The sequence below is a fragment of the Sphingomonas sp. BT-65 genome (assembly GCF_026107375.2).
In the GTDB taxonomy this organism is placed as follows: Bacteria; Pseudomonadota; Alphaproteobacteria; order Sphingomonadales; family Sphingomonadaceae; genus Sphingomonas.
The window spans coordinates 171719-183859 of sequence record NZ_JAPCIA010000003.1; the positions used below are offsets into that span (position 1 = coordinate 171719).

Genomic DNA, 12141 nt, shown 5'->3' on the forward strand with positions numbered 1-12141 from the left:
GGTGGCGGGTTCGAGCGACCTCGCCAGTCTCAAGCGGCTCACATCGTTGTGCGACGCCCGGCATCGCCTTGCCGTGCAGGCGCAAGCTCAGGCGACGCACGACGCCGAGCATGCGGCGCGCGAGAGGATCGCAAGCGAGTCCGCTGTGACGCAAGCACAGCAAGGCTGGCAGCGGATCATGCAATCCGCGGTTCTGGGCCCGGAAATCGCCGCCGTCGCTGGAGATGTGCTGGTGGAGCGAGCGCGCGTGCTGGCGAATTCGATTGATCGTGAAGATGGCGCCCGGATTGCGCTGGCGGCGTGCGAGGCTGCTCGGCGCGAGGCGGACGTGCGTCTCCGCCAGGCCGAAACGGTCGTTGCCCGCCGGGACCAACTGCTGCGCCGTAAGCATGAGGAACGACAACTTGCGGCGATCGAGGACCGCGTTGCGTATCACTGGAGGCGGGCATGATCGATCGCCCGCCGGTATCATCGGTTGCGGAACCCGTCTTGCCGTCGCGCGTCGAGCGCAAGGCCGGGGAGCATTTGGGAAGCTTTGAGGCGTTGATGGCGCGGGTCATCGCCGTGCCACGCCTCCCCGTGCTGCCGGACGAACCGCCGCTCGGCGTGAGCGCGCATCCGCTCCCGGCGCAGGCGCAGGTCTTCAACGAAGACGGCTTCTTCGCTGAGACGCGGACGATGCAAACTGCTGGGCCTGGCCCGCACCGAAACATGCAGACAGCGTGCCCGGTTGATGGCATGCGGCCCGTCGATCCGGTTGCGAGCGACCCACGCGCTGAGGGCGTATTGCCGATTGCATCCGGATACAGAGGCGTCTCTCGCACACTGGCAAGACTCGATGGTCCCGGGACGGCGCCGCTTTCTGTGGCGCGGGGCGCTGCGCCACGTCCGTCGAGCGAACATCGGGTCGCACCGTCGATCGAGCATCCGGTCGAACCGCCGGCTCTTGCCGACGTGGAGAATTTCTCGGCTGAGCTGCCGGACCGGCGCTCGCGTATTGCGCGGGCACAGTCGCTTCTCAGCGTCGCCCTCCGCGATATCGAGCGCGGATTGCAGGTTCGCGTCACCGCACAGGCGCTGAGCCGGGACGAGCGGGAGCGGCTAGCAAACAAGATCGCGGCGCTTCTCTCTCGGCATGGTCTCACGCCGCATGAAGTGTTGATCGCGGCGCCGATTGCGAACCGCAATTCAGGGAAGAAATGAGCATGCAGGTTGGCCCCATCGATCCCCAAACTCAGCAACCGGCCGCGAACGGAAATGACGCAGCGACGAGCGCGTTCGGGCTAAGCTTCGACGCGCTGCTCAAGATCATCCTGACTCAGTTGACCTATCAGGATCCGCTGAAGCCCATGGACAATTTCGAGTTCGTCTCGCAGCTCGCCCAGTTCTCGCAGATCCAGCAAGCTCAGACGATGAACGATCGTCTGGAAGCGCTGGTATCGGCGCAGGCCACCAATCAGGCGACCGGGCTTCTCGGGCGCGAGGTCGACCTGCCCGCGGGCAGCGCCACGCTGTCGGGCAAGGTCACTGCGGTGTCGTTCCAGAGCGGCGCCCCGACTGTGACGATCGAAACCAGCGACGGGCGGACCATCAGCGGGCTCGCCATCGGCAGTATCACCCAGGTGAGGGAGGAGGAATAGATGTTCGGCGCAATCTATATCGGGCTGAGCGGGCTGAATGCCTATTCGAACGGATTGAAGCAGGTCAGCAACAACGTCACCAACCTCAACACCTCGGGGTTCAAGGGACAGACGGTCACCTTCGAAAATTATGCCGGACGAAGCGATCTGGGCGGGCTTTCCTTCTCGCTCGAGGGGCAAGGGACCGGCGGCGGCGTCGAGACCGGCAAGTCGCAGCTCGACCTGCGCCAGGGCGAGCTTCGCCAGACCGATCGCGACCTCGACTTGACGGTCGATGGCACCGGTTTCCTGGTGCTCTTCGACGGCAGCGAGATGCTCTACACGACGACCGGCAGCTTCAGCATCGATAAGGAAGGGTATATCGTCCTGACGGGCACCAACTATCGTCTCGCGACGCTCGATGCGTCGAACCAGCCCGTCGCGCTGTCGATCGACCTCTCGCGAACGAATCCGCCCAAGGCGACGACGACCGTCAAGTTCACCAACAACCTCTCGGCCGATGCGAAAGATCCGCACAGCGTCAGCAATATCAAGGTCTACGACTCGACCGGGAAAATGCACACATGGACTGCGACGTTCACGAAGAAGCCCAATCCCGATACCACGACCAACCCGGGCGCCACGTTCTGGGACGTCGATGTTACGGACAGCACTGGCAAGACGATCGTTGAAGATAAAACGCTCAAGTTCGTGAATGGTATCATCGATCAAACCACGGCTCGCTTCGACGCTACTAACTCGGACGTGAGTCTCACGGTCAAGCTGGACTTTGCTGCGGGCGTAACCTCCCAGTCCGGCGGTGCGATAAGCCAGCTGAGCACGTCTTCCGTGGACGGCTATGGCCTGGGCTCGCTGACCTCGGTCGGCATCAATGCCGATGGAGAGGTTGAGCTCGGCTATTCGAACGAGCAGAAGACTCAGCTCGGTGCCGTCGCGATCGCCGATTTTCGCGAACCGCAGGTGCTTGAATCCCGGGGCGCCAGCCTGTTCGGCGTGATCGGCAACGGCCAGCCCGAGATCATGACCAGCGCCGATCCGCGCGTCGGCCAGGTGGTCGGACGTCGCCTGGAGGCCTCGAATGTCGATCTTTCGCGCCAGTTCGGCGACCTCATCCTGATCCAGCGCGGATTCCAGGCATCCTCCCAGATCGTGAGCGTCTCTAATGACATGATCCAGCAGCTGTTCGGGATTCGCGGCCAGGGATGACCGAAGCACGATCATGGTTACCCGCGAACACTTGCTTCGCGATGGTGGATCGGCGCATCGTCGGCATCGTGCGCGAATGGTCGCGCACGTGGTTCGGCGACGACGACGTCGAGATCGCCGCAGACGGCGCCGCGCGCTGGCGCGCAGCCAAGCCGCTTCGATGCGCGCGTGGCGCGTGGCTCGTCACATCCGAGGAGACGGTGGCGGCGCTGGGGAGATGTGCACTGCAGATCGAGGCCGGCGCAAACGAAACGGCGCCCGACCAGACGGTGTTCGACACCGTTGGCGAGGCCTGCCTTTCGGCCTTGCGTGAAACCCTTGTCCGCGAGTTCGATCTGGCCGGCGCGAGCAGTGCCGGTGCCATCGAGGATACGCCGGCGTTTGCGGTCGGTACGACCTGGAACATCGCGTCCAGGCGCGTGCCCGTCCACCTTGGCTTCGTGCTGTCGGAAGCCGAGCGGGTCGAGCTCTTGCTGCGGCTCCTGCCGCCCCCGACTCCCGGACCGGAACTGATTTCACCCGGGCTCGCTCTGGCGCCGCTCGAGATCGAGCTGGCGACGAAGCTTGGCGCTTGCGGTGTTACGGTCCTGGAGCTCAAGTCGCTGTCGCCGGGTGACGTGCTGGTGCTCGATCGCGAACTTTCCGCGCCTTCCCCGCTCGCCGTCAATGGGGAACCAACGCCCAGAGGAACCTGCACGGTTTCGCGCGACGCCGACATGCTCGTCCTCGAAATCATCGAACCGATTATTGGAAGAAAATCGTGACCAAAGATGCAGCGTCAAGCGTAGCGGCAGATCAGCCAAGGCGGGTCAGCGCGAAGATCATCGAGAATGTCGGCGTCGAGCTCCAAGCGCTGCTCGGCAAGGCGCGTCTTACCGTGGCGGAGCTTTCCGCGCTTCAGCCCGGCGACGCCGTGACGCTTGGAACCGCCTTGAATGAGGCGGTTGAGCTTCGGCTGGGTGAGGCGATTGTCGCGCGCGGCGAGCTCGTCGCGGTCGGTGAAAAGTTCGGCGTCCGTCTGACCGAAATTGCGCAATGGCCCGAATGACGCGATGCTATGGTGCTCCCGGCTTTGGAGCAGCTATGCTCTGGAGCGGCAGCGCCTGGGCAGATACAGCGCGACTTGGCGGGGGCGGGGGGCTTGATCTCTCGCTGACCCGGATCGTGCTGTCGTTGCTGCTGTGCCTGGGCATCGCGTTATCGGTGATCCTTCTTCTCAAGCGCAACGGCGGGCGGATGAACGCGGCCGCGCTACGCGGCCTGCTCAAGGGGATTCGGACCGATCAACGCGTCCGCGTGATCGAGTCGAGGCGGATCAGCGCGCATGCGGATTTCTGCCTGGTGCGCTGCGATGACGTCGAATATGTCATCCTCAGCTCTACCAGGGAGCAGAAACTGCTTCGCGAACAACCCGCGGCGGGAAGGGGCGACGCGTAATGCGGGTTCTTGGCCTGGCGCTCGCAGGCATCTTGCTGGTCGTGTCCAGCCCGGCTGCCGCGGCGCCGGCGCACATGGGGATCGGGACGGACGCGGTACGCACCATGCTGATCCTGACGATGCTGGCGGTGGTGCCGGCGATCGTCGTCAGCATGACGAGCTTCATCCGGATCGTCATCGTGCTGTCGATGGTGCGTCATGCCTTCGGTATGCCCGAAACGCCGCCCAATCCGGTGCTCGTTGCGCTGGCGCTGTTCCTCACCGCCTTCACCATGTCGCCGACGCTCACCGCCTTGAACACGCGCGCGCTCCAGCCGTTGATGGCTGGAGCGATCAGCGTCGAACAGGCAATGGAGCGCGGCAGTGCGCCGCTCCGCGACTTCATGCTGGCACAGACCCGCGACGAGGATATCGAAGCGATCTACGCCATCGCCAGGGCGCCGCTCCCCGACCGGCCCGACCAGGTTGAGCTGCTGAAGCTCGCCCCGGCATTCATTCTCAACGAGCTGCGCGTTGCCTTCACCATCGGGTTCGTGATCCTTCTGCCCTTCCTGTTGATCGATCTGGTAGTCGCGAGCATTCTCCTGGCGCTCGGCATGATGATGGTTCCGCCCGCGACGATCGCGCTGCCGATCAAGATCTTGATGTTCGTCCTGATCGACGGTTGGGGGCTGATACTTCGTGGCGTCCTTGGCAGCTTCAAATGAAGCCTCGGCGCCTTACCGGTCTAGCACTCGTCGAAGTGCCGCCCCGTGTAGAGGCGTCACTATGGCGCCGGCTGCGGTTCGAGGCCGAGCCTGGCTGCCGTGAGAAGATCTTCATGCGCTACCGGGGGCTCGCGCGCGCCCTCGCGAAGCGGAAGCGCGGTCGGGCGATTCAGGGTACCGAAGCGGAGGATGCCGAGCACTTCGCCTATGAAGGACTGCTTCAGGCCATCGACCGGTTCGATCCGCTGCGCGGGATTCCGTTCGGTGCTTTTGCAAGACGCAGGATTGCCGGCAGCATCGCGGATGGCGTCGCACGGCAAAGCGAGGTGGCCGCGCAATCGCGCCAGCGTGGCAAGGTACAGCGTGAGCGGCTCGAACTGCTGGGTAGGACGGCTGCCGAGGAGTCCGATGGGCTTAGCGCGCTTTCTTCGCTCGTATCCGGGTTGGCGATTGGACTGCTGCTCGAAGATTCAGGACTGGTCGCGCCGGATGGCGGCGCGGATACTCGTCCGAGTGCCTATGATGCGCTCGCGATGCGCGAGCTTGCGGCGGTGCTTCGGGGCGAAGTCGCTCGCCTTCCGCATCGTGAAGCCATGATCATTCGTCTTCACTATGAAGATGGGGTGAGCTTCACCCATATTGCCGAGCTCCTTGATCTCTCCAAGGGCAGGGTCTCCCAACTTCATGGGGCGGCACTACTCAAGCTTAAGCGACGCATTAGGAACTCGACATGACAGGCACCTCTCCCGATGCCGAAATCGAAAAGCTGATGTCCGCCTTGGCCGGGGGCGCTGACGATGCGTTCGCGCAGCTCGAAGCCCTGGTCGTGCAATATCCCCAGGAGGCGCGGCTGCATTTCCTTCGCGGCTCGCTTCTCATTGGCGCCGGCCGCGCCATTGAGGCGCACGCCGCGCTGAGCGAAGCGGTGGCCCTTGCCCCTGACTACGCGCTTGCCCGGTTCCAGCTTGGTTTCTTCGAGCTGACATCCGGTGAGCCGGCTCGTGCGCGTCGAACCTGGGAACCGCTCGATGCGCAGCTTGCGCCCGATCATTACCTCGTTCGATTCGCCAATGGATTGCGGCACCTGATCGAGGATCGTTTCGAGAGCGCGATTGCGGAACTGGAGGCGGGGATCGCTGTCAATGACGAGAATCTGCCATTGAATGGCGATATGGAGCTGATTGTCGCGGAGTGCCGCAAGCAACTCAATCCTTCCCAGGAAACGGGAGAAGCGTCCGCGACATCGTTACTGCTCGGTCAGTTCGCCACGCACGGCACGATGCACTAGGAACCGCCATTGACCCGCATCGGAAATGTCGACCAGATTCTGCTTTTGCTACGCGAGCAATTGCAGCGCGCTGGCGAGGGACGCGCGAGGTCGGGGGCCTCACAGACCAGGGCGGGAGATCGCGCGGAGCAGCGGCCGCTGGACCGGGCGCGCACGCTCGCATCGCTCGGCGCGATTGATCCTGAGGAACGCCGCCGATTGATTGTCCGAACGCTTCTGCTTGAGGAGTTGGATGAGACGGCAGGCGCTGATCCCGCCTTCGCGGCCTTGGCCGACCAGGTGCTGGCAATGGTGCGCGATGTCCCAGGCGGCGATGAGCTGATCGACCGCGCCGTCCGCCAATTGGGCGGACAGGACTAGCCCGCTCGCGCGCCGAGGCGTGCGAAGGATTGGGCGAGGGTGCGGCCGCTTGCATCGAAGGGCGTGGCCAGAGCGGCCTCAAAGATGCGGCGTGACTTCTCGGCATCGCCCGACCCCGCGGCCAGCAGCATCTCTGCAAGTGCGGCGGAGAAGCTGGCGCGATCGAGGCGCTTTGCGATTGCCACGCGCCGGCTAGCCTGATCGAGCTTGCCTTCGAGAAGGTCGAGCACGGCGAGCGAGCCATGCGATTCAGCGAAGCTGTCATCGAGTGCAAGTGCGTGCTCGAACCGGGACCGGGCCGTCTTCATGTCACCGGCGGTGAAATGCGCCCAGCCGGCCGCGATCCACGAGCCGAGATGCGTCCCGAACAGCTCGGCGCCACGGTCGAGCTCGGCTGCGGCGCCAGCATGATCGGCCTCGATCAGGCGCGACAGCCCGCGGCCGATCAGGGCGCGGGGCGAGTTGGGGTCGCGCTCGAGCGCCTGCTCGAACAGCTTGCGCGCCTGCATGCTGTCTTCGGCCTCAAGTGCGAGTGTTCCGAGTGTCGCGAGCGCCTCGGGATGGTCTCCTGCACGCTGCGCGCAGTGCGCGGCAAGCGCAACGTCCTCGATATCGATCGCGAGCGTCGCGACCGCAGCGTTGAGACCACGATGATCGGGATGGACTTCCAAAAGCGCGCGCGCGCGCGCCTCGGCCCCCTCGAAGTCGTCGAGTTCATGCCGCAGCCGGACTTCCAGTTCGGCTGCCTGCGGAAGCGTTTGCGCCGTGACGTTGTCGAGGACGGAAAGGGCGTCCGCGGGTTGTTTTTCCATCGCCAGCGACCAGGCGAGATTGAAGCGGATCGCTGGCGCGGTTTCGCCCGCCGCGAACAGTCCGCGAAACTGCGCCGCTGCGTGCGACCACCTCCTGCGGTGCATCGCAATTAGGCCGCTCAAATATGCGGTGCGAACTGCATCGAGCCGGTGGCGGGCGAGCAAGGCTTCGGCCTCGTCGGGTCGATTTTCGCTGATTGCCGCTTCGACCGCGTCGGTCGCGAGCGTTTGATTGTGGGGATCCTGTTCGAGAAATTCGGTCAGGCGGTCGAACCGGCTCGTGGGCAGCCCGTCGGTTGATTGCATCGGATTATCCTTCCAGACGGACGACGTCGAATGACTTCAAGTTAATCCGCATCGGTATCTCGCTGACTGACAGGATCGACAGTTTGGGAATGCTCCGGCGCGTGAGCGTCCGCAAGTGGCGGCGGGTCTCGCCGCCGCAAAGCAGGACCGGGGCACGGCCTTGGCGGAACATCTCCTCCGACAGCGGGACCAGCTTGCGGATCACCTGCTCGGCGAGCTTGGGCTCGACAGCGATGCCGGCGCGGCCGCTGCCTGCGCTAATGCTGGTCGCGATCTGATTTTCGACGCGCGGATCGAGGCTCAGCACGGCAAGGTCGTTATGCCGGCCGCGTAGTTGGTTGCAGATCGTATAGCTCATACGCTGCCGGACGAGCTCGGTCAGCTCGGTTGGATCCTTTTGCGTGCGGGCGAGATCGGCGAGATGTTCGACGATGAGGTCGATGTTCGCGATCGAGATGCCTTCCCCGACAAGGTTCTGGAGAACCCGCTGCACGTCCGAAATGGTGAGTGTGGTGGGGAGCAATTCCTCGACCAGCCCCGGCTGGCGCGAGCGGACGCCGTCGAGCAGCGTGGCAACGACCGAACGCGTTAGGAGTGAACTCGATTCGGTACGCACGATGTCGGTGAAATGGGTCATCAGCACGGTGATGGGATCGACGATCGTAAAGCCGCCGGTGCGCGCGGTTTCCGCGTCGCCCGCCGTGATCCAGGTCGCCGGCAGGCCGAATGCGGGGTCCTGCGCCTTGATGCCCTCCAGCGTGTCGCGGCTCTCCTTCGATGAGATGGCGAGCATGCGATCGGGATGGATTTCCGCCGCGCCATAGCGCGATCCGAACAAGCGGATCTCATACTCGTCGCTTCCCAGCCCGTCGCCTTCAAGCAGTTGGACGAGGGGAAGCTGCATCCCGAACTCCTGCTCGTGGCCGCGCCGGACGCCCGCGATCCGCTCGAGGATCAGCGGCTCCTGGTTGTGCCACGCCTCGCGCAGCGTCGCGCCCAAGCGAATCTCGAGCGGCGCGATCGCCGGAGCGGATGCGGCGGCGTCAACCAACTCGGCATCGGCCATGCCAGCGCCCGCTGCGCGCCGCCGTCGGCCGCGCCACCAGATGCCGAAGGCGGCAAACGCGATGAGCGCGATCGGCCATTTGGGCATGCCGGGGAGCAGCAACAGGGCAAGCAGCACCGCGGCCACGATCAGCGGGATGCGCGGCTCGGACGAGAGCTGACGGAACACCTCGGTGCTGAGCTTGTTGTCGGCGGCCGAGCGCGTGACGATGATGCCGGTCGCGATCGAGATGATGAGCGCGGGAAGCTGGGTCGCGATACCGTCGCCGATGGTCAGCAGCGTGAAGCGGTGCAGCGCTTCGCCCCATTCCATGCCCATCTGGGTCACGCCGACGATCCAGCCAGCGATGATGTTGATCAGCAGGATGATGATCCCTGCGATTGCGTCGCCCTTCACGAACTTCGACGCGCCATCCATCGCGCCGTAGAAGCTCGCTTCCTTCTCGAGTTCCTCGCGGCGCCGGATCGCTTCCTTCTGGTCGATCAGGCCCATGTTGAGATCGGCATCGATGCTCATCTGCTGGCCGGGCATCGAATCGAGCGTAAAGCGCGCGGCGACTTCAGAGACGCGCTGCGCACCGCTCGTCACCACGACATATTGCACGACCACCAGGATCGCGAAGACGACGAGGCCGATCACGAAATTGCCCTGCACCGCGAACTCGCCGATCGAGCCAATCACCTCGCCGGCGTCCGCGCCGGTCAGGATGAGGCGGGTCGCCGCGACATTGAGCGAGAGACGAAACAGCGTTGCGACCAACAGGAGCGAGGGGAAGGTCGAGAACTCGACTGGCTTCGCTACATAGAAAGTGAGCAGCATGATCGAGAGGCCGAGGCCGAAATTGAGGATGATCGCGAGATCGAGCAGCGCTGGAGGGATCGGCGCGAACAGGATTACGAGGATCGCGATCGTCGCGCCGACCAGTGCAAGATCCTTGTTGTTGTCGAAGATTCGCTGGAACATCAGTCGGCCGGGCCTTCAGGAGGAGGGGCGGCCGCTTCGCGCCGCAGCTGGATATAGAGTTCGGCGACCGCCTCATAATTGACGGGCGGAATCTCGCGGCCGGACGAGCATCTCCGGTAGAGCTCACGGGCAAGTTCCGGCCGGCGCAGCACCGGAATGCCGAGCCGTGCGGCTTCGACCTTGAGCGCGAGCGCCAGCCGATTGCGGCCCTTGGCCGAGACGGTGGGCGCCGTCATCGCGTCTGCATCGTAGCGCAGCGCCACCGCGAAATGCTCGGGATTGACGACCAGCATGTCCGATCCGGGCAGGTTTCCGGTGCCCTGGCTCTGGCTCGCATACTCCTTGTGGAGTTGCTTGCGCTTCTGGCGGATGCGCGGATCGCCCTCGCGCTCCTTGTGCTCGCGCGTCATCTCGCGGTGGCTCATTCGCATCTGCTTCAGGAACTCGCTGCGGACCAGAACCTGGTCGAGGATCGCAAAGCAGACCGCGATCACGATGAACACCAGCGCGAGCCGCATGCCCGCGGCCGCCAGCACGCCGGCCAGCCGCTCGCCCTCGCTTGACGCAATGGCGAAGCGGTCGATCGCGTCGGCGATGATCAGCCACAGCGCGACGCCATAGACCGCGGCCTTGAGCAGCGTCTTCAGCGTCTCCTTGAGCAGGCGCATCGAGAATAGGCGCTTGAGGCCCTGTGCCGGATTGAGCCGGGTGAAGTCGGGCTTCAACGAATGGGCGCTGAAGATGAAGCCGCGCAGCTGGATCAGCTCGAGCAGCAGCACCACTGCCATCACCGTGCCGCCGAGCAGCAGCAGCGGCTGGAGCATCGACCAATAGGTCATGCCGATCAGCTCGCCTGCCTGCTCCGGATCGCTGGCGCGGTCGATGCCGGCGGCGAAAGTGAGGCGGCTGATGTCGGCGATGCGGGCGGCGAAGCCCTCGCCGGCGATGGCGATGAACGCGGCGAGCGCGATCAGACTGCCGAGGAACCCAAGCTCGACGCTGCGCGCTACCATGCCGCGTTCGCGGGCGCGGCGCAGCTTGTAGGGCGTCGGCGCTTCGCTGCGGTCCTGGTCCTGCTGCTCGCCCGCCATGTCAGAGCATCCGCGGTGTGGTTTCGAGGGCGAGGCGCAGCAACCGCACGAACAGTGCGCCCGAGAGCGGTAGCGCGAGCGGCAACACCGCCAGCGTCGCGATCGCCTTCACCTGGAAGCCGAGCAGCAGCACGTTCATCTGCGGCATGGTGCGCGAGAGGAAGGCGATGGCGAGATCGAGCAGGAACAGCACCAGCAGCACGAGGCCGGCAAGCCCGATCGCGAGCAGGAACACCGCGCCCATATAGTCGATCAGCACGCCGGGATCGGCGCCCGCCAGCGCCGCTGCGCCGAGCGGCACGCGATCGACCGACGCGGCCCAGATCGCCAGCAGGTCCGCCGGCCCGCCGATCGCGAAGAAGATCGCGGCGCCGAGATAGGCGAAGACGGTGCCGACCAGCGGCATCGCGGCCCGCGTGGCGGGATCGACCAGCACGGCAAGGCCGAAGCCCGCCTGGATGTCGATCGCGCGGCCGGCGACCAGCAGCGCGGCGAAGGCGAGTTGAAGCGCCAGCGCCAGCGAGATGCCGAGCAGCAGCTCATTCGCGACGACGATGGGCAGTCCGGCGCCCCAGAAATCCGTCTGCCAGGTCGCGACGGGATTGCCCGCCACCAGCCAGGCGGCGAGGCTGATCGACAGCATCAGCCGGATGCTGGCGGGGATGCGGAGCAAGGTGAAGGGCTGGGCGAAGGCGAGGGTGGGGGCGATGCGCAGGCTGACGAGCAGCGTGGCGACGATCTGATCGGTGAAGTCGCCCATGCTGCCGCGGCGGTCCGGCTCAGGCGGCCAGCGAGGGGATGGACAGATAGAGCGACCGCGCGAAATCGGTGACGCGGGCGATCATCCACGGGCCGAGCAGGATCAGCAGCAGCGCGGCGCCGAGCAGCTTGGGCACATAGCTCAGCGTCACTTCCTGAAGCTGGGTCGCGACCTGGAGCACGCTGACGGCGAGGCCGATCAGCAGCGTCGCGATCAGCACCGGTCCGCCGACGACCATACAGTTCCATAACATGTCGTTGAGCAGATTGAGCGCGCGGTCCGCTTCCACGCCTGTCCCCCGATGACGCAAGTCAATCGGCGAATCCGCCTGATTCGCCGCGGGCCATCCTAAAATGGGACAAGGGTGGAGCAAGGGAAATCGGCGGTGAAGGCGCGGAAAGTCCCAAAAGTCACACTGCCGCGCGTGCGAGCCGGAAGTTGACGGAGTTGCGCGGAACGGCGCCGATCGTGTCAACTTCGGTTGACGAAGTTGACAGAATCGAGG

General features: G+C 64.9%; 16 protein-coding genes. 11 read left to right on the forward strand and 5 right to left on the reverse strand.

What is annotated here, in order from left to right; translation table 11 throughout:
* Nucleotide 1 precedes the first annotated feature (1 nt).
* Genes OK349_RS18985 through OK349_RS19035 form a run of 11 tightly spaced genes read left to right on the forward strand, consistent with a single transcriptional unit; the run spans nt 2 to nt 6638 of the window.
* Nucleotides 2–451, forward strand: a complete 450-nt coding sequence (locus OK349_RS18985; protein ID WP_265119486.1) for a hypothetical protein — start codon at nt 2–4, stop codon at nt 449–451.
* Nucleotides 448–1203, forward strand: a complete 756-nt coding sequence (locus tag OK349_RS18990; RefSeq protein ID WP_265119487.1) for a hypothetical protein — start codon at nt 448–450, stop codon at nt 1201–1203. The genes OK349_RS18985 and OK349_RS18990 overlap by 4 nt, the downstream gene beginning before the upstream one ends.
* The gene (locus OK349_RS18995) at nt 1200–1640 is read left to right on the forward strand and encodes a flagellar hook assembly protein FlgD (protein WP_265119488.1); all 441 of its coding nucleotides are present in this window, start codon (nt 1200–1202) and stop codon (nt 1638–1640) included. The genes OK349_RS18990 and OK349_RS18995 overlap by 4 nt, the downstream gene beginning before the upstream one ends.
* Nucleotides 1641–2846: a flagellar hook-basal body complex protein gene (locus OK349_RS19000; RefSeq protein ID WP_265119489.1), complete on the forward strand. Its 1206-nt coding sequence runs from the start codon at nt 1641–1643 to the stop codon at nt 2844–2846.
* Entirely contained in the window at nt 2843–3610 is a 768-nt protein-coding gene (locus tag OK349_RS19005) for a FliM/FliN family flagellar motor switch protein (protein WP_265119490.1), read from the forward strand. Before OK349_RS19000 ends, OK349_RS19005 begins: the two co-directional genes overlap by 4 nt.
* The gene (locus OK349_RS19010; RefSeq protein WP_265119491.1) at nt 3607–3894 is read left to right on the forward strand and encodes a FliM/FliN family flagellar motor switch protein; all 288 of its coding nucleotides are present in this window, start codon (nt 3607–3609) and stop codon (nt 3892–3894) included. The genes OK349_RS19005 and OK349_RS19010 overlap by 4 nt, the downstream gene beginning before the upstream one ends.
* A gap of 35 nt (nt 3895–3929) precedes the next feature.
* Nucleotides 3930–4283, forward strand: a complete 354-nt coding sequence (locus OK349_RS19015) for a hypothetical protein (protein ID WP_265119492.1) — start codon at nt 3930–3932, stop codon at nt 4281–4283.
* Entirely contained in the window at nt 4283–4990 is a 708-nt protein-coding gene (gene fliP, locus OK349_RS19020; protein ID WP_265119493.1) for a flagellar type III secretion system pore protein FliP, read from the forward strand. The genes OK349_RS19015 and fliP overlap by 1 nt, the downstream gene beginning before the upstream one ends.
* Nucleotides 4987–5724, forward strand: a complete 738-nt coding sequence (locus OK349_RS19025) for a sigma-70 family RNA polymerase sigma factor (protein WP_265119494.1) — start codon at nt 4987–4989, stop codon at nt 5722–5724. Before fliP ends, OK349_RS19025 begins: the two co-directional genes overlap by 4 nt.
* Nucleotides 5721–6278: a tetratricopeptide repeat protein gene (locus OK349_RS19030; RefSeq protein WP_265119495.1), complete on the forward strand. Its 558-nt coding sequence runs from the start codon at nt 5721–5723 to the stop codon at nt 6276–6278. The genes OK349_RS19025 and OK349_RS19030 overlap by 4 nt, the downstream gene beginning before the upstream one ends.
* Nucleotides 6279–6287: 9 nt before the next feature.
* Nucleotides 6288–6638 carry a hypothetical protein gene (locus OK349_RS19035; RefSeq protein ID WP_265119496.1) on the forward strand — a complete coding sequence of 117 codons (351 nt, stop codon included), beginning with the start codon at nt 6288–6290 and terminating at the stop codon, nt 6636–6638.
* Here the strand turns inward: OK349_RS19035 and OK349_RS19040 are convergent.
* Genes OK349_RS19040 through OK349_RS19060 form a run of 5 tightly spaced genes read right to left on the reverse strand, consistent with a single transcriptional unit; the run spans nt 6635 to nt 11925 of the window.
* Nucleotides 6635–7756 carry a tetratricopeptide repeat protein gene (locus OK349_RS19040; RefSeq protein ID WP_265119497.1) on the reverse strand — a complete coding sequence of 374 codons (1122 nt, stop codon included), beginning with the start codon at nt 7754–7756 and terminating at the stop codon, nt 6635–6637. The genes OK349_RS19035 and OK349_RS19040 overlap by 4 nt on opposite strands.
* A gap of 4 nt (nt 7757–7760) precedes the next feature.
* Nucleotides 7761–9785, reverse strand: coding sequence for a flagellar biosynthesis protein FlhA (locus OK349_RS19045; protein WP_265119498.1), 2025 nt, complete (start codon nt 9783–9785; stop codon nt 7761–7763).
* Complete coding sequence (locus tag OK349_RS19050) at nt 9785–10876, reverse strand: EscU/YscU/HrcU family type III secretion system export apparatus switch protein (protein ID WP_265119499.1); 1092 nt, start codon at nt 10874–10876, stop codon at nt 9785–9787. Before OK349_RS19050 ends, OK349_RS19045 begins: the two co-directional genes overlap by 1 nt.
* Nucleotide 10877: 1 nt before the next feature.
* On the reverse strand, nt 10878–11636 hold the full coding sequence (locus OK349_RS19055; protein ID WP_265119500.1) for a flagellar biosynthetic protein FliR: 759 nt from the start codon (nt 11634–11636) through the stop codon (nt 10878–10880).
* 19 nt (nt 11637–11655) lie between these two features.
* Nucleotides 11656–11925 carry a flagellar biosynthetic protein FliQ gene (locus tag OK349_RS19060; RefSeq protein ID WP_265119501.1) on the reverse strand — a complete coding sequence of 90 codons (270 nt, stop codon included), beginning with the start codon at nt 11923–11925 and terminating at the stop codon, nt 11656–11658.
* Between the last annotated feature and the right edge of the window lie 216 nt (nt 11926–12141).

Excerpts from the sequence above, each read along its gene's own strand:
- OK349_RS18990 (WP_265119487.1), top strand. The coding sequence starts at position 448 with ATGATCGATCGCCCGCCGGTATCATCGGTTGCGGAACCCGTCTTGCCG.
- OK349_RS18995 (WP_265119488.1), top strand. The coding sequence starts at position 1,200 with ATGAGCATGCAGGTTGGCCCCATCGATCCCCAAACTCAGCAACCGGCC.
- OK349_RS19000 (WP_265119489.1), top strand. The coding sequence starts at position 1,641 with ATGTTCGGCGCAATCTATATCGGGCTGAGCGGGCTGAATGCCTATTCG.
- OK349_RS19005 (WP_265119490.1), top strand. The coding sequence starts at position 2,843 with ATGACCGAAGCACGATCATGGTTACCCGCGAACACTTGCTTCGCGATG.
- OK349_RS19015 (WP_265119492.1), top strand. The coding sequence starts at position 3,930 with ATGCTCTGGAGCGGCAGCGCCTGGGCAGATACAGCGCGACTTGGCGGG.
- fliP (WP_265119493.1), top strand. The coding sequence starts at position 4,283 with ATGCGGGTTCTTGGCCTGGCGCTCGCAGGCATCTTGCTGGTCGTGTCC.
- OK349_RS19025 (WP_265119494.1), top strand. The coding sequence starts at position 4,987 with ATGAAGCCTCGGCGCCTTACCGGTCTAGCACTCGTCGAAGTGCCGCCC.
- OK349_RS19030 (WP_265119495.1), top strand. The coding sequence starts at position 5,721 with ATGACAGGCACCTCTCCCGATGCCGAAATCGAAAAGCTGATGTCCGCC.
- OK349_RS19040 (WP_265119497.1), bottom strand. The coding sequence starts at position 7,756 with ATGCAATCAACCGACGGGCTGCCCACGAGCCGGTTCGACCGCCTGACC.
- OK349_RS19045 (WP_265119498.1), bottom strand. The coding sequence starts at position 9,785 with ATGTTCCAGCGAATCTTCGACAACAACAAGGATCTTGCACTGGTCGGC.
- OK349_RS19050 (WP_265119499.1), bottom strand. The coding sequence starts at position 10,876 with ATGGCGGGCGAGCAGCAGGACCAGGACCGCAGCGAAGCGCCGACGCCC.
- OK349_RS19055 (WP_265119500.1), bottom strand. The coding sequence starts at position 11,636 with ATGGGCGACTTCACCGATCAGATCGTCGCCACGCTGCTCGTCAGCCTG.